The following is a 25,158-nucleotide window of genomic DNA, read 5'->3' as shown; positions in this document are numbered from 1 at the left end:
ACGACCTCGCCACCGACCTCGCCGTCAGCGAACGCCAACTACGCAACCTGTTCACCAATGGAATCGGCATCTCCCCAAAGCATTTCGCCAGGATCGGCCGCGTCCGCCGGATCCTCGTCGATGCGAGCGACACGGAGGTCTCATTGGCCGACGTCGCAGCCGTCCACGGCTACTACGACCAATCCCACATGTCGGCGGACTTCAAAGCGCTGATGGGTGTGCCACCGGCCAAGTTCTTCCAGGGACAGGTTCCCGCACCAACCCCGTGCCGCCCGGCCTGAGGAACTCAGCGCTGCTGCGCCGCGCGACGTCGGGCCATCTCTTCCCGCTCGAGCACCGCGGCCTCGGCAGGGGTGGGCGCACTGCCGCCGAGTCGGGCCGGAACCCAAGGCGCACCCTCGGGCATCGGATAGCCCGTTTGCGCCTGTTCGAGCAATTCGCTCATCCGCGTTCGGATTTCAGCGGTCAGATCGTCGGTCGGTTCGGTCGGCGGGATCGGATCGCCGATGCGGATATTGATCGGAAAACGATGGCGGCCGAGTTGTTTCGGGAAACCCTTGGTCCAGATACGGTGCGCGCCCCAGATGACGATCGGAATGATCGGCACGTCCGCGTCGATCGCCATGCGGGCCGCACCGGATTTGAATTCCTCGAGTTCGAAACTGCGGCTGATCGTCGCTTCCGGGTAGACCACGACCAGTTCACCTTCCCGCAACGCCTCGACGGCGCGCCGGAATGACCCCGCTCCGGCCGCGCGATCGACGCCGATTGCCTTGCAGTGCTTCATGAGAAAGCCGACGATGCCGTGCTCGAGTTCGGCCTTCATCATGTAGCGGACGTTGCGCCGCGATTTGCGCCCGACCAGCCCGACCTCCATGAAGTCCAGGTAGGCGGTGTGATTCACGGCGAGTACGGCACCGCCCGTGCGCGGGATCCGGTCCTGTCCAGTGATGTCGATGCGCAGACCCTGCACCGCGAACATCGTGCGAACCAAACCGGTGAGAATGTCGTAGACCGGTTCTCGCGACATAGCTTCCCCTATAAAGAATCCTCTGCTGCCCGACGCGCCGCCTTCTCCTCGGCTTCGGCGGCATCCATGGCATCAGCTTCTTCGAGGGTAGGCGCACTGCCGCCCAAACGTGCCGGTACCCAGTACGCGCCGGGTTCGTGCACGTAGTCCTTCTGCAGATCAAGCAGCATGGCTTGCATGGTGCTGCGGAGTTGGGCGGTGAGTTCGGCGGCGGGCTCATAGGGCTGGATCGGTGCGCCGACGGCAATGGAGATCGGAGTATTGGTGCGGCCCAGACGCTTCGGGAAGCCCTTGGTCCACACGCGCTGGGCGCCCCAGATGACGATCGGGATGATCGGCACGTCCGACTCGATCGCCATGCGCGCGGCGCCGGATTTGAACTCCTTGATCTCGAAGCTGCGGCTGATGGTCGCCTCCGGATAGACGCCGACCAACTCGCCCTTGCGGAGGTATTCGACCGCCGCCTGGTACGAGTCGGCCCCCGCGGAGCGATCCACCGGAATGTGTTTGAGCGCCCGCATGATCGGGCCGGAGATGTTGTTGTCGAACACCTCCTTCTTGGCCATGAAGCGGATGTACCGCTTCGGCGTGCGCACCGGCAGACCCGCGTAGGTGAAGTCCATGTAGCCGGTGTGGTTCACCGCGAGGACGGCACCACCGCGCGCCGGAATATGTTCAGCGCCCTTGACGCTGAACTTCAAACCTTCGACAAAGAAGACGGTACGGGCAAGCCCAATTATCGTCCGGTAGACGGGTTCCACAATTCCGCTAGCGTAGTCGCTGACTGTCCTATCCGGCAGAGCCGCCGCGACTGCGCGCGTCTGACCCGTCGCTCAACGTCTATGAAAGAGGACCCTCGAAGTGGAACGCGCCCGCCCGATACCGCGTGAACGCGACTGGAAGGACCCGCGCGAACGCGACCGGAGAGGGCTGGTGGCCATCATGGGTGGTCTGGTGCTGACCGGCGCCGTCCTGCTCACCGGCTGCGATTCCGTATCCGGCATTCCCGGCGATGAGCCGAGGCAAACATCGGCGCCGACTACCACCGCAACGTCGCCCGCGATTCCGACCACAACCACGAAGGTCTTGGCGCAGGCGGTCGCGGTGCCGGTCGGTGAGGTTCCCGGCCTGGCCGGCGCGGCGGATGTCGCGGCCCGCTTCGGCGCCGTCTTGGCGGGCTCGACGCCCGCCGAATTGCGGTCCAAGTGCTGGATGATGGCGCCGGGCAATGTGACCGATATGGCCACCGAGCAAAAGGCAATCCTCAGCGCCCTCGCACAACCCGCGACCACCACGCAGAACACCGTCACCTGGCAGAACGCGGGCACGACCGTCGCCTTCGATCGGAACGAAGTCGTGGCGGCCACGAAGAATTCGTCCCAGATCGTCTGCCCATGGGTGGGGCCGGACGGTGCCGACGCCGGACCCAATGAGGCCGATGCCAGGCATACCGTGCGGCGCTATCTGTCCCGCTTCGTCGGCACCCCGCTCGATCCCTCCGATAAAGAGGGAACCTACCCACTGGTCTGCAAGGCGAGCCCGGCGAACTGGGACCCGAGCGGAACCGGAAGTCCGACAGCTCCGCCGCTGGCCAACAACCCGGGCAGGCTCACCGGAACCACGAAATTCACCGATCAGGAGATCCGCTCGGAGCGGCTGCGCGCGGGCTACGTCACCGTCGAGGTTCCGGTCACGAACTCCTCGGGTGTGACGCAGACCCGAACCTTCACCCTGACCGCGGGCAACGCGGGCTACTGCATCGGCGACGTTTCTGCCTAACCACTACCCTTGATGGCTGGTAACGGTCAGGAGGAGCAGCTCGTGCAGATCACCAGCGTCGGACACGCCGGATTCCACATCCGCACCGCGGCCGGGTCGATCCTTTGCGATCCCTGGGTCAATCCCGCGTACTTCGGTTCATGGTTCCCGTTTCCGGACAACACCCAGCTGGACTGGGACGAGTTGGGCAATTGCGATTTCCTGTACGTCTCGCATCTGCACCGCGACCACTTCGACGCGGCGCACCTGGCGAAGCACGTCAACAAGGACGCGACCGTGCTGCTGCCGGACTACCCGGTGCCGGATCTGAAGCGGGAACTGGAGAAGCTCGGCTTCCACAAGTTCTTCGAGACCGAGGATTCGGTGAAGCACCGGGTGGCCGGACCGGGCGGCGAGATCGACATCATGATCATCGCGCTGCGCGCACCTGCCGACGGACCGATCGGCGACTCCGGGTTGGTCGTCTCCGACGGCGAGACCACCTGTTTCAACATGAACGATGCCCGTCCGGTGGATATGGATATGCTGCACGACGCATTCGGGCATATCGATATCCACCTGCTGCAGTATTCGGGCGCGATCTGGTATCCGATGGTCTACGACATTCCTTCGCGGACCAAGTCGAATTTCGGTAAGCAGAAGCGTCAGCGCGGAATGGACCGGGCGCGCAGCTATATCGAGCAGGTCGGCGCCACCTGGGTGGTGCCCTCGGCCGGTCCGCCGGTATTCCTCGACGACGAGTTGCGCTACCTCAATGACGATCGCGGCGACGAGGGCAATATCTTCCCGGACCAGATGGTGTTCCTGGAACAGATGAAGATCCACGGCAACGAGGGCGGAATCCTGATGATTCCGGGTTCGGTCGCCGATGTGCGCGGTGCGGAACTCTCGCTGACCCATCCGTTCGAGCCGGGCCTGATCTATGACAACAAGGCCGAATACATCGAGCTGATGGCACAGCGTCTCGCGCCCGTGCTGGCGGCCGAAAAGGCAGCGTGGGCTACGGGCGACGAGCCGCTGCTGGAACCGCTGCGGGCGCTGTTCGAGCCGATCATGAAGCAGAGCGATCTGATCTGCGACGGGATCGGCTATCCGGTCGGGCTGGTCATCGGTGACGAAACCGTGGTGCTGGACTTCCCCAAGCGGGTGGTGCGCGAGCCGATGGAGGGTGAAGGCAAGTACCGCTACGGTTTCCGGATCCCGCCGGAGCTAGTGCGTACCGTGCTGCGCGAAGATGAGCCGGACTGGGTGAACACCATTTTCCTGTCCACCCGATTCCAGGCCTGGCGCATCGGCGGCTACAACGAATTCCTGTACACCTTCTTCAAATGCCTCACCGACGAGCGGATCGCCTACGCGGACGGCTGGTTCGCCGAGGCGCACGACGATTCCGCCTCAACGGAATTGGCTGGCTGGGAAGTCCAGCGCCGCTGCCCACACCTGAAGGCGGATCTGTCGAAATTCGGTGTGGTCGAAGGAAATAACCTCACCTGCAATTTGCACGGGTGGCAGTGGGATCTGGAATCGGGGCGGTGCAAAACCTCCAAAGGGCATGAGCTGCGTTCGCGCAAGCTCGTCTGAATCCCCCAGGGGCCTTGTGCCGACTGTCGGTTCGTTCTGAAATTCGAGGCAATCCGGCCGCTCACGTGCTGGTGGTGACCTGCCGTGCGCTCCTAGAATCAGGAACGTCGGGGAATATCGACGATCGGCGAGTCAGGTCTGCGCGACGAACTCGCCGGAAGAAGGCACAATGATGACCGACAAGGCGCGCAGCAGTGGCACGCGCCGACTGCTCGCAGAGGTCGCGCTCCTTGGAGCGGCGATGGCGGTTCCGATGACGGCAGTGGCAGGTCCCACCACGGCGATGCCGACACCAGAGCCAGGCGTAGTGCAGACAGATAATCCGCACTGTCCTGGCTATGGCCCCGGGTGCAAGGGTTGGGGTGGCGACGGCGGCTGGGGCGGCGGTGGCTGGGGCGGTAACGGCGGCTGGGGCGGTAAGGGCGGCTGGGGCGACTGGGGCCAGTGGTTACCGGGCTGGTTCGGCAGCAGCTAACCGAACGAATCCGAGCGCCGCACGATAGGCCTCTGGGCGATGTCGACCGTTGCGGTCGCATCGCCGGACGCCCATGTCCGGCCACCTGATATCGAGCGAGAACCGCCGCGAATGTGCAAGTGCGACAACCGAGCCTGATCGGGGTGCCAGGAGAGAGCGCCGAAGACGAGACGGGGCGATCACGATGCTGGGATCGGCCTCATAAGCGCTCGAGCCATGGCTCGTGATGACCCAGACCTATGGGAATTGCGCACGGGACACTGGGATCGGCCTGGCAAGCGCATCGCCACTGCCTGCGCATCGACGACCCGGGACTGTCAGAGTGCAGCACGGGACTAGGGATCGGCCTCGCGGGCGCATGGCAATGGCTGCCACCTCGGCGAGTCGATGACCTCGCAATGTGGGACAGCCTGCCGAACCCGAAGCCGGACGCTGAGGTCAGGTTCGTGAGCGGGTGGCGACGACGACGGCGACGAAGGTCAGGGCGCAGCCGATCACGGCGGTCGAGGAGAGGCCGGCGCCGGTTGGGGTGAGGAGGTCGAGGGTGATCGAGGCTAGGAGCTGGCCTGCTACCGAGGTCAGTCCGAGGAGCAGGACGCCGATCCAGCGGACGGTAATGGCGGCCAGTGCAATGAAGGCGACGCCGATGAGTCCGCCCAGATAGAGCCATGGCTCGCTGGGGAATTCGGTCGGCCAGCCGGTATCGAACAGGATGCAGGCCTCGATCGCGAACAGGGCCGCGGTGCCGATGCCGAAGTTCACCAGGGTGGCGGAGAACGGGCCGCCGACCGCGCCGACGCGACCGTTGACCGCTTGCTGCCAGGCCAGCCCGATTCCGGCCAGCGCGGGCAAAAGGATCAGCACAGCGGTGGGGCCGGTGCGCAACCATTCGGGCACCGCCGCGGAACCTACCGGTGCGCCGGACCGTCCAGCCGCGGCGAGGCCCACCGCGACCATGGCCAGCGCGGCGCCACCCACGCGCGAGACCGTGACCGGGGTACGGCTGTTCGGCGCCAGCCCGAGCCGGTCCACTACCAGACTGCTCAGCAGTTGGCCACCGACCGTGGCAACGGTGAAGGCCGTTACGCCGATCGCCGCGACGGTTAGTCCTTGGCTGGCAACGAAGAACGCACCACAGAGCCCACCGAACAACTGCACCGGTCGCAGTTCACCACTGGCCACCGCCCGCCGCACCCGCACCAGCCCGTCCCGCAGCCGCCGACTGATCGCAAACGCGATTACCAACACCAGCAGTCCGAGCCCGAAACTGATACAGGCTGCCGCGATCCCATCCTCCAACCGCACCCCCAACGCCCCATTGATCCGCCCCTGCACCGCCACCCCGGCCCCGATGCAGAACCCGAAGGCCAACCCAACCTCCGCCCGCGCCACCATCCCCGCACCGTACCGCGACCCCCACCGCCCCCGACCGCGCCACAACACACCGCGACCGAGCGCACCTCACACCAGCAGGAACAGGCACCCTTCGCTGGAGATTCGCGGCGCCGAATTCGAGCCCGGACTTATGCGCGCCCACCACGCCGCGGCAACAGGCCGGGCCTCACTGCCTGCCGCAGATCGAGTGCGGGTCGGGCCATTGCCTCCGCCTGCGGCGCAAGGCAGGAACAGCAACCAGGCGTAGCTCCGAGCTCGAGTGGGTTCGCGACCGGACTGTCGCAAACCCAGTCACTACCTCGCATAGGCCGCAACCTATGTGAGGCGATCACCCGATATGCGAGACCACCATTCGAGCATCGTGTCTCGGGAGCGGTCGCAGCGCGATGTGCGGGCACAGCTGCGGTGCTCGCCCTCCTCGAACCGCTGACCAGCGCGATCTTGGCCGCCGCAATCCTCGGTGAACGGCTGACCCCGACCGGTCTGGTCGGCGCGGCCTTACTGACCACCGCGCTCGTCCACACCAGCCTGCAGTCCAGGTTGTAACGCTCAGCGGTCGCGGGCCGGCGCGCGGAGCTCGACGGTGCTGTTGGCGAGGAGGGTCGCGAGTCGGTGGCGGTGGCGGAACATCAGCGCGAGAGCTCGCAGTGACGCGATCGCCGCATCGGTCAGGACGGCCGCGCCGCCCATCGCGCGAGACTCGCAGTGATGCGATGGCGGCATCGGTCAGGACGGGCCGCGCCGTCCATCGACTACCCGGCGCGCAGGGTGGTGCGGGCGGCGTAGGTGTCGTGACGAGCGTAGGTGCGGTCGCCGCCGTTGCGGGCGATGGAGCCGTGGACCAGGCGGGCGCGGATGCGGGCACCGAGTCGTTCTTGGAAGCGGGTGGCGCCGGGGATGAGTTGGCGGGGTACTTCCAATGCGCCGTTGACTACGGCAGTGGCCATGACGGCGCTCTGGAAGAATTTGCTGTTCTCCAGGCCGAGGAAATCGGAGTTGGTCGGGCCGAGGACGATCCGGCTGTAGGCGACCATATAACTGGTGATCACCCGGCGGATCAGGCGCTGAGCTGCGGTGTCGGTACCGATGAACAGGCCGCCCGCGGCCGGGACCAGGGCCTGGGCCAGGCGGCGGGAGTCCTCGTCCGGGATGAATTCGGTATCGGCGAGGATCCAGAAAGCGCGCCAGGTATCGGTTTCGTTGGTCGGCAGGATTTCGGCGTCGATACCGAGCAGGAAGCCGACGTAGCGCCAGAGCTGGAATACGGCATCCTTCTCCTGCGCCGAGAACCGCAGGCCGAGCGCCTGTGCGCCAACCAGATTCGCCATCGAGAACAGCCCGAGCGTGCCGACGGTGAGTACCTGGTTCACCGGATGGTCCCAGGCTTCGTAATTCCAATCGGGACGTCGATTCATACCCGCCCGGACCAGCGCGTGCATCAGCCGCACCCGCAGCACACTCTTGTAGCCGACCTGATTGCGTTGCAGCCCACCGGGAGTCGTGACATCCAGCCACCACTGGGTGGTTTCGGCCAGGCGGCGCGGCGCCATGGCGTCGAGGTCGCCGGTGCCGACCAGGGTCTTATCCGCGCGGGCGGCCAGATAGCCGCCCATCAGCGCGAACATGCCCATCGCGATGCCACCCCAGACGCTGGTGCGTTCCACGACCCGGGCACCACGATCGATCTTGGTGCGGTCCAGCCAGTACGGGTCCGTCTCGACCTGATCGAAGAATGCCGTCAACTCGGCGGGCGCATTCGGCACCGCATCGATGCCGCGTTCCACGGCGATCTCGAACATCCGCCGACCCTCGCCGACAGGCAGCCGCTTGAACATCGCGACCACATCGTCCGCGAGCGGATCACCGACCTGTGTGAACCGACGGAACGAATCCCGCTGCGCCGCGGTGCAGCGCAGATCGCCGGGCGCAAGCACCGGCACCGCATACCGGAACGGGAACTCCGTGAACAGCGGCGGAGTGGGCAGGAGCTGGTTGTCATGCGTCATTGCATTTCACCCATCGGAAGAGAGGTTCGCGCCCAGGCCGAGCACATTCTGACAAGACCGTCTCACAAATTCGACTATCTGGCAAGGATCTATGCCAGAATGGACCGCGATGGTTACTACCTCGCGGTCCTACGGCGGCATACCGATCGAACAGCGCCGCGCCCGTCGCCGCGCCGCACTGCTGGATGCCGCGCTGGAAATCATCGGGACGTCAGGATTCGCCAAGCTCACCGTCTCCGGCCTGTGCACCCGGGCCAAACTCTCCGAGCGCTATTACTACGAGAGCTACAGCGACCTCGACACCGTATTCAGTGAGTTGTTCGAGCGCATCGTCGATGAAATCGGCCAGGCCGTGGTCGCCGCATTCATGGGGACCGACGCCGATATCCGCGCCAAGACCCGAGCAGCCATCGCCGCGGCCGTCGACCTGATCGCCGACGATCCACGCAAGGCCCGCATCGTCACCGTCGAGGCGCAATTGAATCCGGCGCTGCTCATGCGCCGGGCCGAGGTGATGCGCTCATTCGCGGGCATCATGACGGCGGTCTGCGCCGAGGAGATCGGTGCCGATGTGGTCGAAAGTGCCGGTGACCAAGCCGAATTCGCCGCCACCCACCTGCTCGGCGGGCTATGGGAGACGACCAACAGCTGGCTGGCGGGCACCCTCGCGATATCCCGCGACACGCTGATCGACCGCTCCACCGATCAATTCCTCCTGACCGCAACCCATCTCATCGAAGCGACCCACGGCTGACAGCCCGTTGCCTCACCGATCGGACGTAAGACGCGGTAGCGAGGACGGAATCAGCAGTGCGATAGCGAGCATGGAAGCGCCCAGCAGTGCGACCGTCGTCGACATCGACAACCACAACGTGGCGATGGCGGCGAACCCGAAGACCGCCAGCGCGACAACCTCCGCAGCGAGTCCGGACACCGAGGTGACCGTCGCCCGCGCCGGACCTTCGATCGCGTCCTGCAACCGAGCCCCCGCCACGACACTGGCGTTGTAGACGATGCCGTAGGAAACACCGATCGCCGTAAACCCCACGCCCGCAAGCACATACACCGCACCCGGCCAGCGGACCGCGAGACCGGCGACCACCGCACCGCCGACGAACAGCAGACCACCCAGCCCCACCGCGATCGCCATGGCGCGCGCCGACATGCCCTCGGTGCGCCCGGCCAACACCGAACCCACCAGCGAACCGACAACCGTAATACCGACCAGCACCGGCACCACCGCCGTCTCCACCCCGACCTCCTGGGCGAGCAATGCGAAGTACTCGTCGAAGGCCGTAACCCCGAACAGCAGCGCCCCCAGTGCCACGCAATTACGCACGGCACGCACCCGAATCGCCTCCCTCACACCGGTTCGCAGCATGTTCAGATACGTCGCGAACGGCCGCGATTCCGTCGAGACCGACGCAGCGATCAACCGGGACGCACTCAACTCCTGCGCCATCACCGACTCACCACTCAGGGCAACTGCTCCTCGCGATAGCTCGGATGACCCAGCCGAATCCTCGTCTTCCAGATCCTGCACTGCCCCGGCCGACACAGCCTTCGGCACGCTCGGCAACGACAGCCCGACCAGAGTGTGCACCGCCGCGAACGCCACACTGCACCAGCCGAGCAACGGATAGCCACCCCAGATATACAACGGCGTGGCGGCGAGGATGGCGATCACGATCGCGGCTTCCGACGCCGCCCTGGCATATCCGATGATGCGCGGATACGCCCGCTGCTCATTCCGGGCGACGAGTTCGTCGTAGAGCAATGCCTCGAACGTCCCGGACATCAGCGCGCCCGAGGTCCCCCACAGCACGAAGCCAGCCGCGAAACCCAGGTAAGTCGGCAGCACAGTCCAGCATGCGAAACCGGCGGTCAGCAGCACACCGCTCGTTACGAGCAGCCCGCGCCGTGACACCGTATCGGCCCAGGCACCCGATGGCACCTCGAGGAGGAACGCGGTCGCCGACCACATAGCCAGCAGCGACGAGATCTGCCCGGTGCTCAAACCATGATCGGCGAACAGCACCGCATACAGCGCATACAGCGGAATCAGATCACCGATGCCCTTGAAGAGCACCGCCCGCACGGTAAGCGCGCGCAGACCGATCCCGCCGGTCCGCGACCTATCGAATCAATAGCCGTAGATAAGCAAACGCATACCGTCAGCCTGACGACCTGCCCCCGAGCACGTCAAGCGATTTTCCGGTCGGACTCAACCGAGCGGCAACCACCCGTTGGCGGTATGCAGGTCCCCATCGCCGAGTTCCCGATCATCGACCCCGGGGCCGACCCGCCCGTGATGCTCGTTCAGATCGGTGATCAGTTCCGAGACCGGATGCGAATCGCTGTAGTGATAGCCCTGGGCCAATGCGAAACCGAGCTCGGTCAGCACCGCGGCCTGGTATTCGGTCTCCACGCCCTCGGCGATCACCTGCAGGTCCAGTGCGCTGCTCAGTGCGGCGATCACGCCGAGCAGCGGCGGCGCGGGCGAATCCGAACGGATCGCGGCGACGAAGGACTGGTCGACCTTGAGGATGTCGCTGGGCAGGGTGGCCAAGCGGCTCAGCGAGGAGTAGCCCGTGCCGAAGTCGTCGATCGCGATGCGCACCCCACGCTCGCGCAGAATGTGCAGATTCCCTATGGCCGTTTGGGATTCGGCCGCCAGTTCGCTCTCGGTCACCTCGAGCACCAGTTGATCGGCGGGCCAGCCGGTGCTCGCCAGGATATCGGCGACGCGGTCCGCATAACCGGTCTCGGCCAGTTCCAGACCGCTGACATTGACGTTCAGCGTCAGATCCAGTTGCGCGAAGGTCTCCTGCAAGCGCGCCGCGTCCGCACAGGCACGACGCAATACCAACTCGTCCAGATCGGAGATGAGGTCGTATTCCTCGGCTACCCGGATCAGTCCCTCGGTGGTGACATCCGGCTGCGCACTCGACGACCAGCGCAGCAGCGCCTCGACACCGACCGCCTTACCGCCGCCCTCGGTCAGGCTGACGATCGGCTGGTAGTGCACATCGAGCGCGCCACGGTCGATCGCCTCACGCAACTCGACCGCCAGCGGCAACTGCCGCGACGACTCCAGCACCGTCCGGTTGCGGCCCGCCTGCTTGGCTCGGTACAGACCGACATCCGCCCGACTCACCAGCAGCGAACCCGACTCCCCCGGCTGCCATGAGGTGACACCGGCCGAACAGCCGGTGGTCACCGATGCCCGCAACTGCTCGGTCAGCAGAATCGCGGCCTGCTCGGTGGTATTCGGCAACAGCAGTGCGAAGGCGTCACCACCGTAGCGAGCGAGTCGCTGATCGGGCGCGAGCAATTTCGACCAGGTATCGGCGACCCGCTGCAGCACCGCATCGCCGGCGCGATGGCCGAGGTGGTCGTTGATCTTCCGGAAGCGGTCGAGGTCGACGAGCACCAGCGCCAGCCCCTGACCGGTGCGGGTGGCGGATTCGATCGCGCCGTTCAGCGCCCGGTCGAAACCGCGCCGGTTGAGCAGCCCGGTGAGCACATCGATATCGGCCTCGGACGCCATTCGGGTCAGGATGCCGACCACCACGCCGACTCCGAACGTCACACCGGCCGGAATCAACCCGGACCACCACGGCAATGTGGGATGCACCGGCCGCGTCGGCATCACCCACAGGCACATGGCCATAGCGAACGCTATGTGCGCGAATGCCTGGGGCCATGCGAAGAACAATGCGGCATCACAGGCCACGAATACATAGAAGGAGGCCAGACTGATCGCGCCGACGGTATTCGGGAACGCGTATACCGCGATTGTCACCAATACCGTCGCAATCGCGACATAACCATGGTGAATCCCATGCGGCAACCGCGGACCCCAGCCGAGCAGGCTGAGTCCGAGCAGCAGCGCCACCGCGGCGGCGGTACCCACCAGTGCTCGATTGCCTTCGCTGCCCGGGGCGATTCCCGTGATCAGCAGGCCGAGCGCGCCCCCCATGACATAGAAGGCACCAGTGGTCCGGGACATGACCATTGCCGTCGCCAACGCAGAAGCGGCCCGCACCCGGGTTCGGGTATCGCCGCGAGACCCGATTCCTCGCACGGGGAATAGCCTAGACATAGAAATTACCGACAGTTGCCACATCCTGTGAATCCGGCATGGCGAACCCCTAGCTATTTACCTGTAGGCAATGTGGGACGGGCTATTTCGACGTGGTTTATCGCGGTGGTGTCAGCACCTCGGTACCGACGAACGGTACCAGCGCGGCGGGCACCCGGACAGAACCATCGGCCTGCTGATTGTTCTCCAGGATCGCCACAATCCAGCGGGTGGTCGCGAGCGTACCGTTCAAAGTGGCTGCGATCTGCGGCTTTCCATTCTCGTCGCGATAGCGCACGGCGAGGCGGCGGGCCTGGAAGGTGGTGCAGTTCGAGGTCGAGGTGAGCTCGCGGTAGGTCTGCTGGGTGGGCACCCAAGCCTCGCAGTCGAATTTGCGCGCGGCCGAACTGCCCAGATCGCCCGCGGCGACATCGATAATCCGATAAGGCACCTCGACGGCCGCGAGCATGTCCTGCTCCCAGGCGAGGAGACGTTTGTGTTCGGCCGCGGCCTCCTCGGGCGTGGTGAACACGAACATTTCGATCTTGTCGAATTGGTGCACCCGGATGATGCCGCGGGTGTCCTTGCCGTAGCTGCCCGCCTCGCGCCGGAAACACGACGACCAGCCCGCATAGCGCTTCGGGCCGGCGCTCAGATCCAGGATCTCGTCCGAGTGGTAGCCCGCCAGCGGCACCTCCGAGGTGCCGACCAAGTACAGCTCGTCCTCCTCGAGGTGGTAGACCTCGGCGCTGTGCTGGCCGAGGAATCCGGTGCCGGCCATGATCTCCGGGCGCACCAGCACCGGCGGAATCATCATGGTGAACCCGTTGGCCACCGCCTTCTGCGCGGCGAGTTGCAACAGACCCAGCTGCAGCAGCGCGCCGTAACCGGTCATGAAGTAGAAGCGCGCGCCCGAAACCTTCGCGCCGCGTTCCATATCGAACAGACCGAGCGATTCGCCGAGCTCCACATGGTCCTTGGGCTCGAAGTCGAATTCCCTTGGCGTGCCGATGGTCTCGAGCACGATGTAATCGTCCTCGCCGCCCGCCGGGGCGCCTTCCTGGACCACGTTCGAGATGGCACGGTGCGCGGTGTCCATATCGGCGTCGGCGGCGTGCTGCGCGGCCTCGGCCTCCTTGACCTTCGCCGACATCTCCTGCGCCTGTTCCAGCAGGACGGACCGTTCCTCCGGCTTCGCCTTGCCGATCAGCTTGCCCATCGCCTTGTGCTCGGCGCGCAGGTTATCGGCGTTGGCCACCGCCGCACGGCGCGCCGCGTCCGCCTCGAGCAGGGCGTCGACGAGGGCGGGGTCTTCGCCGCGGGCGCGCTGCGAGGCGCGGACCGCGTCGGGGTTGTCCCGCAGGAATCGGAGGTCGATCATGGATGACCAGCCTAATGGTCGCGGTATTGCTGTTTCACGCCGATATCCCGGGATGCGGACCGTGCGGCGTTATACGCGCGCATAGTTGGCTTGTGGGCACAACTTTCGACGAAACCGCTATCGATAACGCAGTGGCCGATCTGGTCGCGGGTGAGAAAACGTGGGCACACACCCCGCTGCGGCGGCGCCGCGAACTTCTCGACGATATCCACGCCCGTACCGGCCGCTTCTCCCACGAATGGGTGCGGGCCGCGCGCATCATCAAGGGCCTGGATCCGGACTCACCGCTGGTCGGTGAGGAGTGGATGTCGGGTCCGATGACGCTGCTGCAGGCCACCGCCGCGCTGTCGGCCACGCTCTCGGCGCTGACGGAAGGGCGTAGTCCGCTCGACGGGGTCGCGTTGGCCGAGGCACCGGGCGGGCGGGTCGCCGTGCCGATCCTGCCGCTCGACTTCTACGACCGGCTGCTGCTCAGCGGCTTTCATGGCGAAGTGTGGCTACGTCCCGGCGTCGACGCCGATACCGCCCGCCGACGCGCCGGACTCGCCCAGCTCGATCCCACCGCGACCGGCGGCGTCGGCGCGGTCCTCGGCGCGGGCAATATCACCGCCATCCCCCCACTGGACGTGCTGTACGAGCTCTTCGCCCACAACCGCGTCGTCGCGCTCAAGCTGAATCCGATCACCGACCCGCTGTTCACGGTGTACGAGATGGTCTTCGCGCCGCTGATCGAGCTCGGCGTACTGCGGATACTGACCGGTGGGGCCGAGGCGGGCGGGCACCTGGTGCACCACAGCGACGTCACGCATGTGCACATGACCGGCAGTATGCGAACCCACGACGCGATCGTCTGGGGTCCGGACGGCAAGGCCGCGGGCCGGCCGCTGCTGGACAAGCCGATCACCAGCGAACTCGGCGGCGTCTCGCCGACCATCGTGGTGCCCGGCGAATGGGACGACGCCGACCTGCGCTTCCAGGCCGAACATGTCGCGACCCAGCGGCTGCACAACGGCGGGTACAACTGCGTCGCCACCCAGGCGGTGGTGGTGAGTGCGGAGTGGCCGCAGAAGGACCGGTTCCTCGCAGAGCTTCGGGACGCGATCGAGCGCGCGCCACAGCGCCGGGCCTACTACCCGGGCAGCGACGATCGGGTCGCCGCCGCGCTGGAGTCCTATCCGGATGCCGAGCGGCTCGGGCCGGATCGCGAACGCGTGCTCGTGGAAAATCTGCCGTCGACCGGAACACCGCTGCTGCGCACCGAATACTTCTCGCCGGTGCTCGGCGTGGTCGAACTGCCGAATACCGGCGGTGAATTTCTGCGACGCGCGGTCGATTTTGCGAACGACGAGGTGATCGGGACGCTCGGTGTCAACGTAATCGCGCACCCGAACACCATCAAACGGCTCGGCATCGCCTTCGACCGCGCCGTCGAGCGGCTGCGCTACGGCGCCATCGCGGTGAATGCCTGGACCGCTCTGGCTTTTCTGGCCCCGCGCGCGTCCTGGGGCGCCTTTCCCGGCCACACCCTGGATGACGTGCAGAGCGGAATCGGCGTGGTGCACAACGCCTTCCTGCTCGACGATGTGGAGCGCACGGTGGTGCGCGGACCGTTCCGGCCGTCGCCGCGGTCGCTGCTGCACGGCGAGCTGGCGCTGTCGCCGAAGCCACCGTGGTTCGTCGACAATGCGACCGCGGCCGCGACGGGACGCAAGCTGACCGAGTTCTACGCGACCGCCAATCCGGCGCGGTTGCCGGGCTTGTTCCTGTCCGCGTTCCGCGGATGACGCACCTCGCATAGGTACGACCGGGGCGCTTCGAATCGATTCGACCAGGTCGTGGCACCAGCGATCAGACGCTGACATGATGGATCGCGATGTCTGCTGATGATGTGACCAAGGACCCGCGCGAATCCGGGCTGCCCTCGGGCGAGTCGTCGCGCGTGGAATCGTTCCCGCAGTCGGTGATCATCGACCGCGACGCCGTCGCCGACGGCAAGCTGCATCTGTCCGCGCCGAAGCTGCGTTGGGTATTGCTCGCCGCGGCGGCCGGCGCCGTCATCATTTCGTTGGTCGGTCTGTTCATCACCGGCTACGACAACGACAAGGGTCTGGAGGCGCACAATCCGGGTTCGCCCGGGCAGACCGCCTTGGACAAGGAGTTCGGTACCGCGGCCAGGGGCGATTGCCTCAGCTGGAGCAAACAGGACCGCGGTGATCTGGTGAAGGTCGCCTGCTCCAACAAGCATTTGTTCGAGGTCGCGGCCGATGTCGATATGGCCAAGTATCCCGGCGTGGAATTCGGCCCCGGCTCACGCTTTCCGGACTCGCTGCGACTGACCGAACTCAAGGAAGAGCACTGCAACCCGGCCGTCGAGCAGTATCTGAACGGCAAGTTCGATCCGCGCGGACGCTATGTCGTCGGCCTGATGTACCCGAGTCCGGACGGGTGGAAGCACGGCGATCGAACACTGCGCTGTGGACTCCAGTTCTCCGGTAGCACCGGCACTCCGCTGCCGACCACCGGCGCCGCCACCGAGCACGATCAGTCGAAGGTCTTCGAGCCCGGCACCTGCCTGGGGATCAATCAGAACCTGCCCACCGATCCGGTGGACTGCGCACAGGCACATGCCGTCGAGATCGTGTCCACCGTCGATCTCGGCCAGCACTTTTCCGGCGGCGCGCCCGCCAAGGATGACCAGGACAAGTTCATGGAGGACGAGTGCGCCAAGGCGGCCAACGACTACCTCGGCTCACCCGACGCGGTGCGCAATAAGACGCTGACGCTGTTCTTCGACTACCTCGACGCGCGCAGCTGGCTGGCGGGTAGCCGCAAGTTGGACTGCATGATCGGAAAGGGCACCGACCGTGAGGGTTTCGCACCGATCACCGGATCGGCGAAGGGCGACATCCTGATCAACGGCCAGGCTCCGGTGCCGCCGCCGAATTCCGGACGCTCCACGCCCGCACCGCTGCCCGGCGCCGCACCGCTGCCACCACAGCCGCAACCGCGCTGATGGCGGTGACCATGTCCGCGGACCGGTTCGAGGAGCTGGTCGGCGATGCGCTCGATCTCATTCCGCCGGAGTTGGCCCGCGCCATCGACAATGTCGTCGTGCTGATCGAATCGCGCAATCCGGAGGATTCACATCTGCTCGGGCTGTATCACGGAATCGCGTTGACCGAACGCGACAGTCACTACGGCGGCTCGCTACCCGACACCATAACCATCTATCGCGAGGCGATTCTCGACGTCTGCGGCGATGAGCGCGAGGTCGTCGAGGAGGTCGCGATCACTGTGATCCATGAGATTGCACACTATTTCGGCATTGACGAAGACCGGTTGCATGAGCTGGGATGGGGCTAGTCTTATCCAAGCTGCATTTCGGGCTCGGCTCGACGAGCGCGAAACCAGCACGGATGACCGTAAGAAACTTGGGGATTCGATGGAACCGATCGCGTTGCTGTCGCGTCCTATCACTCGAAGGGGGAATTCTCGTGGTTCCGCCCCACAGCCACTAGAAGGAGTCGAGTCATGGTTGGACATGTTCTGATCTCGCCGGAGGCCATTCTCGCCGCCGCGGCCGAACTCGATCTGGTCGCCGAGCGGCTCTCCGCAGCGTCCATGATCACCGCACCTGCGACGCACGTGATTCCGTCCGGTGCCGAAGAAGTGTCGATCGTATCCGCCAGCCACTTCAACCAGGGTGCGGTGACCCACGATCATTCCATAGCGCAGGGCATTCTCGAACTGCACCATGCTGCCCAGACACTGCGTATGCAGCTGGCCCAGCACATCGCCGGCGACGTCGTGCGCGCCGCCGGAGTCAACGCTATTCAGGTCTAGTCCGCACGGTTATCCTCAACCACCATTCAGACATTCAGGGGAGTTAAAGCATGGTTGCAGGAGTCACCGGGGTCCTGTGGGTCGCCCGGCCATCCGAAGTCAACTCGGCCACCCTTCACGCGGGCGCACACGCGATCCCGATTTCGGCCGCCGCTACCGCGTGGGGCGCACTCACCGCCGCCTGGGTCGACGCGACGACCACCGTTGCCCGCGTCATGGCCGAGCTCGGCGTCGGCATGCAGGGCATCAACGGTATCGCCGCGCTCGGCAAGCTGACCGGATTCCTCGGCTGGTCCGAGCAGCAAGGCGTGCAGGCCGCGGCGATGGGCGGTAAGGCCGCGGCGAACGTCATCGCTTATGGCGTTGCCGCGCTCGCGATGCCGAGTCCGCCCGAGATCGCGGCAGTCAATACCGCGCTGGCCGCCTCGGCGAACCCGGCCGGCGCCGTCAGCGGCGCCTATGAGGCCGCCGAGATCGCCAGGCACGCCATGGATCTGCGCGCGGCGCTGGTAATGGAGACCTATGAGGCGGCGACCTCGGCGATGGTGGCCACACCCGCCGAGTTCATGATGCCGCCGCCGATCGCGGCTGGCGCGGGCCAGGCCGAGCCGAGCGGGAATGCCGATGCCGCGTTCGGAGCGCCCACCGACCCGATCTCGACGGCGGTCGCCGCCGTACAGGCGTTCGTATCCAACCCGGGTGTGGCCAGTGCCGCCACGCAGGCCGCACAGGCAGTCGGTTCGGTGGTCAGCACCGGTGTGTCGACGGTCGGCAGTGTGGCGACCAATGCGGTCACCGCCGCGGCAAGCACACCGATGACCACCATGGCCCCGATGGCGATGGGTGGCGCGATGGCCGCGGCGGGCAGTGCGGCAGCGACCCGTGCGGTCTCGTTCTCCGGAACCTCCGCCGGTGCGGGCGGCACCCAGCTCAAACTGCCGGAAGGCTGGGGTACGGGCAGCGTCATCGGTGGCAACACCGCGACAGCGGCACCCGAGACGGTCACATCTGTCGAGGCCACACCGGCCCGGTCGAGCAACAGCAGCGCGGGCAACCCGCTGCTGGGGAACCAGGCCCGCGACGCCGAGGACGACGAGTCCGAGCACGACAGCAAGGTCGACCTGCGGTCCGATCACTTCACCGACGGCCGCTTCGCCGCCGACGGGGTGATCGGTGCCAACGCCGGGACGGTTGGGTGACCGTCCTCGGTACCAGTGGTGGGCCATCCGCACTCGAGGCGGTTGTGCTGTCGCCCGACGAGATCCAGTTTCTCCGCGAGAAGCTGGATCTCGATGACCTTCCGGTTGTGCTGAACGCATATGCCCGCTTCGACAGTGTGCCCGCGCATCAGTCGGCAATGGCCAGCGCGGCCGAGTCGCTCGAACAACGGGACCTGCTGATCGACAACAGCGTTCAGCCCGACTTGGAGGACCGACTGCGGGTGCTGAACCGCCCGCACTGGATTGTCACCATGCGGCTGATCGTCGAGGGGTACGTGAGTCGTTTCTGTCTGGCGAAGAGCGACGACCTTTCCGTCGTCGCCCTTCGCGGGCAGGACTCGTACGTGATCGACGAAGTGGGAATCGACTTGGCCGGCACCGTGATAGCGGCGCTCGGCACGGCCCCGCCACTCGAGCTCTACGGCATGAACGCACCGACCGAAGAGCTTGCCACGATCTTCGAGGACCTCGGCGATGCCACTGCCACCGCCGAACGTCTGGCAAAGGTCGGCAATCCCGCGCAGGACGCGCAAACCCTCGCCTCGGCCTTGGTCGAAATCCATTCGCATGCGCAGATCAGCGCCGTGCTGTACGGGGACGGCACCCGCGACATCGTCGACAAGCACATCGCCGTGTTCAACACCCGCAACGGGCGATTCATCTCGACAGCGAGCGTCGCCGATGACGGCACCAAGTGGTCGTCACTGGCCAGCGGTACGCCCGCCCGCCTGCGCGCCGCCGTGGAAGATCTGATTCATTCCTTGCCGGAGCGGGAAGAGTTTCCGAGAAGTCCGACGTTGGCCTGAGGGCTGAGCGGGGCACTGTGCCCCAAGGGGATTCAGCCCATAGGGTCGTCGGCCGTTGGAGCCACTTCGTAGGCGAAGGGTGGCGTGAAGCGGCCCCAACGGATGCATTCCCAGCCGCCGACGGCGCGGGGGACGAGTTCGATGGTTTCGGTGTTGTCGAGGTGGTTGTTGGTGGTGAAAGGCGGTGCCACACCACTGAGATTCCTGGAGACCAAGCGCATGGCGGCGCCGTGGCTGACTACCAGGATGTCGCCGTCGCTGCCATCGGCCAGATATTTGGTGCGCAGATCCTCGATGACCGGTAGGAAGCGGGCCAGGACGTCATATCCGGATTCGCCGCCGGGGACGCGTTCGGCGAGATCGCCTTCGTGCCAGGCGCGGTAGATCCGCTGGAAGGCGGAGTGGGCTTCCTCGGTGTTCAGACCCTCCCACTCGCCGACCTGAACTTCGTGGATGTCATCGAGCACCTCGACCGGTACGCCGGTAGCCGCCTCGATATATCCGGCGGTCTGTCTGGCGCGCAGCGCGGCCGAGCAGAACAGCGCCTTCGGCGGTCTCAACAGACTCGAGCCGAATGTTTTCGCTTGAGCCGCACCGCGTTCGGTGAGCGGTAGGCCGGGGATACGAGTGTCCAAGATTTTGGCTACGTTGCCTTCGGTCTCGCCGTGGCGAACGAGTATCAGTCTGCCGGTCATAGGTCGGCCACCCCCTTACGCAATTGGGTCAGCCACTCGGCGGCCGGTTCGTCCGAGGGCGGTGGGGTTCCGGTCGCCGACGTCGCGGGCCAGGAACCGAGGAAACGGATCCGCGCCGTCCGGTGCAATGCCTTGAGTGCCTCGGCGACGGCGGTGTCGTCGATATGCCCGACGCAGTCGAGGTAGAAGCGATAGGTGCCCATACCCGTCCGGGTGGGCCGGGATTCGATTCTGGTGAGATCGATACCGCGGGTGGCGAATTCGGCGAACGCCCGCATCAGCGACCCCGGTTTGTTGGGTAGCTCGAGCACGATCGAGGTGCGGTCCGCACCGGTTGCGGACGGCGCGACTCGTGGACGGGTCACCAACACGAAGCGGGTGATCGCCTGGTCGTGGTCGGCGACACCCGACGCCAAGGCCGTCAGACCGAGGCGTTCTCCGGCCAGCGCGGTGGAGACCGCGGCGTCGGCACGACCGGCCGCGACGTCCTCGGCCGCAGCCGCATTCGAGGCCGAGGTGTACATCTCGACATTCGGCAGCGTGCGCGATATCCACAGCCGCACCTGCGCCCCGGCGACCGGATAGGCGGCCAGGGTACGAACATCCGCCATCTCCGTCCCCGGCCTGGCCAGGATCGCAAAGCTCACCTCGAGCTCGGTTTCGGCGATGATCTGCAGCCGCGGACCGATGGCCAGCGAATCCAGGGTCGACGAGATGGAGCCCTCGACCGAACTCTCGATCGGCACGACGGCACCCTCGACATCACCGGACCGGATCAGGTCGAGCGCCGCGCCCTGGCTGGGCGCGGCAATCCGCTCGACCGGTCCGTCGAAGGCTTGCGAGGACTCGAGCTTGGCGAGGGCCATCTCGGTAAAGGTTCCGGACGGCCCGAAGTACGCGATTCGCGGCACGGTTACGACATTACTTGCGTGCGCGGAGGATGCTCAGAGTTCCAGCTAGATCGTCGGGCGCATCGGATTCGATCGCCAGCAACACGCTGCGCGCAGCCTCGACCGCAGGCGGCTTCAACGAGGTCAGAAAGGCGATATCGGGCCGAGCCAACGCCGCCCGAATATCCTCACCGCACAACGCCGCAACCGTTCCCGCGACAATAGCCAGCGCCCGCTGCCCATCGGATGTGCGCGCGATGAACCCGCCATCCGAGTGCGCGACCTCGACCAGAAACCGGGCGATCTCCGCATCGCTCACGTCGGCGTCGAGAATGCGATCGCCGGCCGCCCCGGTCCCCACCGCCCGCACCAGCCCCTCATCCAAACTCCGCCGCGCCGCCGACGGCGCCGCCAACGAAAGCAACACAGGCTCCCCCGCCACCCCATGCGCCGCCTGCACTCCATCCGCCATACGTCCACCGTAACCACGCCCCCTCACCACCCCACTAGCCCGGGCTCGCGGGGCCGCCTACCCAATCCCCGCCCGCTCACAGCGGTCGGCGACCCGCCGCACCACGTCCACCCACTCACAACGGTCGACCACCCGCCGCACGTCCACCCGCTCGCAGCGGTCGGTCGACACAAGCCGGTCCACAGGCCACGCTCACCCGCCTGCGCACACCGGTCTGCCCGTAGCGGTGGCCTGCGGCTGGTTCGATGAGCATCGAGCCCGATCAACATGACACCGGGCAATGCCCCGAGCGCCACCTCCGCCCGCTGCGCGCGTGACACGCCTGCGCGATAACGCTCGGCGCGCTGGTGGCCGCGGTCGCCGGAAAAGCGTTCCTGCGCAATCAAGTCGGCTTTATCGGCGACCTCGCCGACCCGTCCGCGATCGCGCCAGGCGTGAGACGCGCGCCCCGCCTGCTCGCGCAGGATGGCCGCGAGGGCTGGGCCGCACGCCACCGGTGCTGCCGCAGTTCGAGGTCGGGGCGAAAGGGCGGGTCGGGATTTGGGTGAGGGGAACGGTTGCGGAAAGCGAGAGCGTGACTTAGCTTAGGGTAACCTAATTGCGCCGCGTGACTCGTATGGAGGTCTGCATGCTGAAGCCGACTGTTGCACCGTCAACCGCTGAGCGGGTTCGGAGTGCGTGCGCCCATGCGGAGCAGGCGGTGTTGGCAATGCCGGGTATTGATCCGACGCCGATTTCGGTGCATCACGTGCGGCAGTGCGGGGATGCGGTAGTCGCGGTGCCGACCGCGTCCATGGCGGCGGTATTGGCCGGGAATTCGGGTGAGAGCGGTGCACCGGCGGTGCTGGAGCTGACCGATCATGCGCCGCTGCCGCTGCGGGAGCCGGTGCGGGCGCTGGTGTGGCTGCGCGGGTGGGTGCGGGCGGTGCCGACGCAGGCGCTGCGGGCGCTGGCCACCGAGGTCGCCAAGGATCATCCGCATCCCGACCTGCTCGATGTCGGCCACAGCGCGACCCTGTTGCGCGTGGTGATCAACTCCGCCGTGGTGGCCGACTCGACCGGCGCCGAATCCGTCTGCGTCGACGAACTCCGACTGGCCCAGCCGGATCCGTTCTGCGCACTGGAATCCGCCTGGCTGCAGCATATGGATGCCGACCACGCCGACATCATCGCCCAACTCGCCCGCCACCTCCCGCCGCGCCTGCAGACCGGCGCGGTGCACCCACTGGCCATCGACCGCTACGGCGTGACCCTGCGCATCGAAGGCCACGACGGCGACCACGACTTCCGCCTCCCCTTCAACTCCCCCGCCGACGACATCGAATCCCTCAGCCGCGCCGTCCGCACCCTCGCGGGCTGCCCCTTCCTGAACGGCCTACGCCGCATCTGATGCGGACCGCGGACCTGCGACAGGTACCGAAACCCGCTGCAGCGCAACCCGATCCTCCCGGTGCTCCGCAGCCAAGATCACTTGCCTCGACCGTCAGCAGCGACGCACCCCGCCGAGCAACGCGCACCAACCCAGAGCGGCCGCACCGGACGGGACCACTATCCGGTGCGGCCACACCCGCCGCGTGACCTCGTTCCCCTCCGGAATCCACGCCGGAGGCGCTTGTCCTGCACCGGGTTTGGTAGTCATCCGCTTACCGAACAGACCGCGCTTGTTATAGGTGATGATCGAATTGTCGACATTCTGCATGACCAGCAGCCCGGTCATCCGCTCGGTCCAGTGCGCCGGATTGTGCATGCGCAGCAGATCCCGCCGATACCGCACCATCTCCCGCAGACCGAGCACCCAGCGGCGTTTACCCTCCTGCCCGTCGAGCGTCGTACCTCGCCCGTGAGACGACCAGCCACCCGGCGGCAAGAGCAACCGATCTCGAACCGCCAACGATGCAGATGGCATCACGGATTCGCTGCGGCACCTCGAACCGCCGATCAAACGGGACCACCATCCGGGCGGCCGCAATGTCGCCGCCGCAGCCTGCGACAACAGGTGCCGAGATCGCGACGACTGAATCCGAACAGCCAGCGATGAGTCACAGCAACCGACGGGGACACACAGCAGGCCACCCCGGCGGCGAACAAGCCCAATCGACGGCGGTGCAGTCGGCACCTCGAACCGCTGATCAACGCGACGCGACACGCACAGCGCCCGCCGGAACGGCGCGGGCAATAGATTCGGACGCATGCGTGCTGAGACCGGTTCCGGGTGGGACGAGCCCGAGCTGACCGATCGGGAGCGGCTGGGGATTCGGCTAGAAATCCTGGTCGTACTGGTGGTGACGTTCGGGCTGAGTGGGTTTAATGCGGCGCTGTCGTTGCTCGAGAGCGCGCTGTCGCCGGGCGGGGTGGGCGGACAGACCGTCGCGCTGAATCCGACGCGGGCGGCGCAATCGACCATCGACCTGCTCTTCCAACTGCTCAGTGCGTTGCGGCTGGCCGGGTGGGGGGCGCTCGGGCTGTATCTGTTGTGGCGCAGCGGAATAGGGCCGCGAATGATCGGATTGGCCAGGGTCCGTTGGCGTTCCGATGTGCTGCCGGGACTGATCCTCGCGGCGGTCATCGGGCTGCCGGGGCTCGGGCTCTACTTGACCGCACATGCGCTGGGGTTCAGCGTGACGATCGTGCCGAGTTCACTCGGTGACCACTGGTGGCGGTTGCCCGCACTCATCGTGTCCGCCTGTGCGAATGCGGCGGCCGAGGAAATCCTGGTTGTGGCCTATCTCATCACCCGACTGCGCAGGCTCGGCTGGTCGGAGAACCGGTCGCTGCTGGCCTCGGCACTGCTGCGCGGGAGCTATCACCTGTATCAGGGCTTGGGTGGTGGGCTCGGCAATCTGGTCATGGGTGTGATTTTCGGCCGATTCTGGCAGCGCACCAACCGGCTGTGGCCGCTGGTGCTGGCGCACGCGACGATCGATGCGGTCGCCTATATCGGCTATACATTGCTACGCGGTCACGTTTCCTGGTTGCCGTAACACCCGCCGGTCCGCCCGGCGAATTTATCGACAAGCGCTCACTCGAGCGCACCAACCTCCGGCCGCTCGTCAAGCCCCCCGACGGCCCTCGAACAGTAGAGTCTGTGTGATGAACGGCGACGACCCCCAGCGCTACGACCGGACGCGCCGGGAGCCGCAACCCTTCGGAAATCCCGGTGCGCCGTCCATGCCGCCGCAGCGGCGCGAGCCGCATCCGCCGGGTCGTCGCGGCCCCGGTCCGGACCCGAGACATATCGACCCCACCAAGGTCATCCGGCACGACGGGTCGAATTACGCACCGCCACTGGCTTATTCGCAGGTACCGCCCGAAACGCGAATGCCGCCGCGCAATTCCCGGCCACCGCATGCGCCGACGCAGCGGCCGCAGCCGTATCACGAACCCCAGCCTCGCGGCGTCCCCGGCTATGCGCCACCCCAGCAGCCGGTTCCCTACCAGGACCCGCAGAACCTGCGCCCGCGCCGCGAGGTCCCCCCGCCGCCGCCGGCACTGCCGCCGTCG

General features: G+C 66.3%; 26 protein-coding genes and 1 pseudogene. 15 read left to right on the top strand and 12 right to left on the bottom strand.

From position 1 onward, the window contains the following. Positions 1-281, top strand: a 281-nt coding sequence (locus ON44_RS00525) for a helix-turn-helix domain-containing protein (protein WP_040685753.1), incomplete at its 5' end; no start/stop codon positions are given. A 5-nt stretch (positions 282-286) separates the two neighbouring features. Here the strand turns inward: ON44_RS00525 and ON44_RS00520 are convergent. Continuing rightward, positions 287-1,030 (bottom strand): lysophospholipid acyltransferase family protein, encoded by a 744-nt coding sequence (locus tag ON44_RS00520; protein ID WP_040685752.1) that lies wholly within the window; start codon positions 1,028-1,030, stop codon positions 287-289. Positions 1,031-1,038: 8 nt separating this feature from the next. Beyond that, positions 1,039-1,791: a lysophospholipid acyltransferase family protein gene (locus tag ON44_RS00515; RefSeq protein ID WP_040685751.1), complete on the bottom strand. Its 753-nt coding sequence runs from the start codon at positions 1,789-1,791 to the stop codon at positions 1,039-1,041. A gap of 100 nt (positions 1,792-1,891) precedes the next feature. Here ON44_RS00515 and ON44_RS00510 point away from each other — a divergent pair, with 100 nt between their 5' ends. The 3 genes from ON44_RS00510 to ON44_RS51785 all read left to right on the top strand — a co-directional run bounded on the left by ON44_RS00510 (position 1,892) and on the right by ON44_RS51785 (position 4,865). Continuing rightward, a complete protein-coding gene (locus ON44_RS00510; RefSeq protein ID WP_051181244.1) occupies positions 1,892-2,809 on the top strand; it encodes a hypothetical protein in 918 nt (305 codons plus the stop codon). Between the two features lie 42 nt (positions 2,810-2,851). Next, on the top strand, positions 2,852-4,390 hold the full coding sequence (locus tag ON44_RS00505; RefSeq protein WP_040685758.1) for a Rieske 2Fe-2S domain-containing protein: 1,539 nt from the start codon (positions 2,852-2,854) through the stop codon (positions 4,388-4,390). Positions 4,391-4,559: 169 nt separating this feature from the next. Then, positions 4,560-4,865: a hypothetical protein gene (locus ON44_RS51785; RefSeq protein ID WP_085998456.1), complete on the top strand. Its 306-nt coding sequence runs from the start codon at positions 4,560-4,562 to the stop codon at positions 4,863-4,865. A gap of 438 nt (positions 4,866-5,303) precedes the next feature. On the opposite strand, the gene ON44_RS00500 is transcribed toward ON44_RS51785, so the two are convergent. Continuing rightward, a complete protein-coding gene (locus tag ON44_RS00500; protein ID WP_040685750.1) occupies positions 5,304-6,260 on the bottom strand; it encodes a DMT family transporter in 957 nt (318 codons plus the stop codon). A gap of 405 nt (positions 6,261-6,665) precedes the next feature. Between ON44_RS00500 and ON44_RS49355 the strand changes: the two genes are divergently transcribed. Next, complete coding sequence (locus ON44_RS49355) at positions 6,666-6,806, top strand: hypothetical protein (protein WP_174414947.1); 141 nt, start codon at positions 6,666-6,668, stop codon at positions 6,804-6,806. A 3-nt stretch (positions 6,807-6,809) separates the two neighbouring features. Here the strand turns inward: ON44_RS49355 and ON44_RS49780 are convergent, their stop codons facing one another. Together ON44_RS49780 and ON44_RS00495 are read right to left on the bottom strand one after the other, a co-directional pair. Beyond that, positions 6,810-6,950, bottom strand: a complete 141-nt coding sequence (locus tag ON44_RS49780; protein ID WP_157187000.1) for a hypothetical protein — start codon at positions 6,948-6,950, stop codon at positions 6,810-6,812. A 62-nt stretch (positions 6,951-7,012) separates the two neighbouring features. Beyond that, the gene (locus tag ON44_RS00495) at positions 7,013-8,266 is read right to left on the bottom strand and encodes an oxygenase MpaB family protein (protein WP_040685749.1); all 1,254 of its coding nucleotides are present in this window, start codon (positions 8,264-8,266) and stop codon (positions 7,013-7,015) included. A gap of 91 nt (positions 8,267-8,357) precedes the next feature. On the opposite strand from ON44_RS00495, the gene ON44_RS00490 reads away from it, so the two are divergent. Next, on the top strand, positions 8,358-9,020 hold the full coding sequence (locus ON44_RS00490) for a TetR/AcrR family transcriptional regulator (protein ID WP_051181243.1): 663 nt from the start codon (positions 8,358-8,360) through the stop codon (positions 9,018-9,020). A gap of 12 nt (positions 9,021-9,032) precedes the next feature. Here the strand turns inward: ON44_RS00490 and ON44_RS00485 are convergent, their stop codons facing one another. The 3 genes from ON44_RS00485 to serS all read right to left on the bottom strand — a co-directional run bounded on the left by ON44_RS00485 (position 9,033) and on the right by serS (position 13,731). Then, the gene (locus ON44_RS00485; protein WP_040685756.1) at positions 9,033-10,355 is read right to left on the bottom strand and encodes an MFS transporter; all 1,323 of its coding nucleotides are present in this window, start codon (positions 10,353-10,355) and stop codon (positions 9,033-9,035) included. Between the two features lie 135 nt (positions 10,356-10,490). Further along, positions 10,491-12,278: a putative bifunctional diguanylate cyclase/phosphodiesterase gene (locus ON44_RS00480; protein ID WP_245566950.1), complete on the bottom strand. Its 1,788-nt coding sequence runs from the start codon at positions 12,276-12,278 to the stop codon at positions 10,491-10,493. 190 nt (positions 12,279-12,468) lie between these two features. After that, a complete protein-coding gene (gene serS, locus ON44_RS00475; RefSeq protein ID WP_040685747.1) occupies positions 12,469-13,731 on the bottom strand; it encodes a serine--tRNA ligase in 1,263 nt (420 codons plus the stop codon). Positions 13,732-13,823: 92 nt separating this feature from the next. Between serS and ON44_RS00470 the strand changes: the two genes are divergently transcribed. From ON44_RS00470 to ON44_RS00445, 6 genes are all read left to right on the top strand, one after another. Next, positions 13,824-15,515 (top strand): aldehyde dehydrogenase family protein, encoded by a 1,692-nt coding sequence (locus ON44_RS00470; protein ID WP_040685755.1) that lies wholly within the window; start codon positions 13,824-13,826, stop codon positions 15,513-15,515. A gap of 89 nt (positions 15,516-15,604) precedes the next feature. Continuing rightward, entirely contained in the window at positions 15,605-16,744 is a 1,140-nt protein-coding gene (locus ON44_RS00465) for a septum formation family protein (RefSeq protein WP_083897556.1), read from the top strand. Continuing rightward, positions 16,744-17,094 (top strand): metallopeptidase family protein, encoded by a 351-nt coding sequence (locus ON44_RS00460; protein ID WP_040685746.1) that lies wholly within the window; start codon positions 16,744-16,746, stop codon positions 17,092-17,094. Before ON44_RS00465 ends, ON44_RS00460 begins: the two co-directional genes overlap by 1 nt. A 168-nt stretch (positions 17,095-17,262) precedes the next feature. Beyond that, positions 17,263-17,574: a PE family protein gene (locus ON44_RS00455; RefSeq protein ID WP_040685745.1), complete on the top strand. Its 312-nt coding sequence runs from the start codon at positions 17,263-17,265 to the stop codon at positions 17,572-17,574. A gap of 50 nt (positions 17,575-17,624) precedes the next feature. Then, a complete protein-coding gene (locus tag ON44_RS00450; RefSeq protein WP_040685744.1) occupies positions 17,625-18,773 on the top strand; it encodes a PPE family protein in 1,149 nt (382 codons plus the stop codon). Next, positions 18,770-19,600, top strand: coding sequence for an ESX secretion-associated protein EspG (locus ON44_RS00445; protein WP_040685743.1), 831 nt, complete (start codon positions 18,770-18,772; stop codon positions 19,598-19,600). Before ON44_RS00450 ends, ON44_RS00445 begins: the two co-directional genes overlap by 4 nt. Before the next feature lie 32 nt (positions 19,601-19,632). Here ON44_RS00445 and ON44_RS00440 read toward each other — a convergent pair whose 3' ends face one another. The 3 genes from ON44_RS00440 to ON44_RS00430 are packed head-to-tail and all read right to left on the bottom strand — an operon-like array spanning position 19,633 to position 21,657. Beyond that, entirely contained in the window at positions 19,633-20,295 is a 663-nt protein-coding gene (locus ON44_RS00440; protein ID WP_040685742.1) for a histidine phosphatase family protein, read from the bottom strand. Further along, positions 20,292-21,206, bottom strand: coding sequence for a prephenate dehydratase (gene pheA, locus ON44_RS00435; RefSeq protein WP_040685741.1), 915 nt, complete (start codon positions 21,204-21,206; stop codon positions 20,292-20,294). The genes ON44_RS00440 and pheA overlap by 4 nt, the downstream gene beginning before the upstream one ends. 10 nt (positions 21,207-21,216) lie before the next feature. Continuing rightward, positions 21,217-21,657, bottom strand: coding sequence for a hypothetical protein (locus ON44_RS00430; protein ID WP_040685740.1), 441 nt, complete (start codon positions 21,655-21,657; stop codon positions 21,217-21,219). A gap of 628 nt (positions 21,658-22,285) precedes the next feature. Between ON44_RS00430 and ON44_RS00425 the strand changes: the two genes are divergently transcribed. Then, positions 22,286-23,047 carry a DUF2470 domain-containing protein gene (locus ON44_RS00425; RefSeq protein WP_040685739.1) on the top strand — a complete coding sequence of 254 codons (762 nt, stop codon included), beginning with the start codon at positions 22,286-22,288 and terminating at the stop codon, positions 23,045-23,047. 93 nt (positions 23,048-23,140) lie between these two features. Here ON44_RS00425 and ON44_RS51615 read toward each other — a convergent pair whose 3' ends face one another. Continuing rightward, positions 23,141-23,563 carry a hypothetical protein gene (locus ON44_RS51615; protein ID WP_174414944.1) on the bottom strand — a complete coding sequence of 141 codons (423 nt, stop codon included), beginning with the start codon at positions 23,561-23,563 and terminating at the stop codon, positions 23,141-23,143. Positions 23,564-23,846: 283 nt separating this feature from the next. Here ON44_RS51615 and ON44_RS00415 point away from each other — a divergent pair, with 283 nt between their 5' ends. Then, positions 23,847-24,638: a CPBP family intramembrane glutamic endopeptidase gene (locus ON44_RS00415; RefSeq protein ID WP_040685737.1), complete on the top strand. Its 792-nt coding sequence runs from the start codon at positions 23,847-23,849 to the stop codon at positions 24,636-24,638. A 109-nt stretch (positions 24,639-24,747) separates the two neighbouring features. Then, positions 24,748-25,158, top strand: a pseudogene (locus tag ON44_RS00410) (hypothetical protein); the annotation flags it as partial.

Origin of the sequence: Nocardia vinacea NBRC 16497, assembly GCF_000308835.1 — a bacterium.
Classification (GTDB): domain Bacteria; phylum Actinomycetota; class Actinomycetes; order Mycobacteriales; family Mycobacteriaceae; genus Nocardia; species Nocardia vinacea.
Note: the sequence above shows the minus strand (reverse complement) of the source record. Positions and strands in the feature narration are given on the sequence as shown.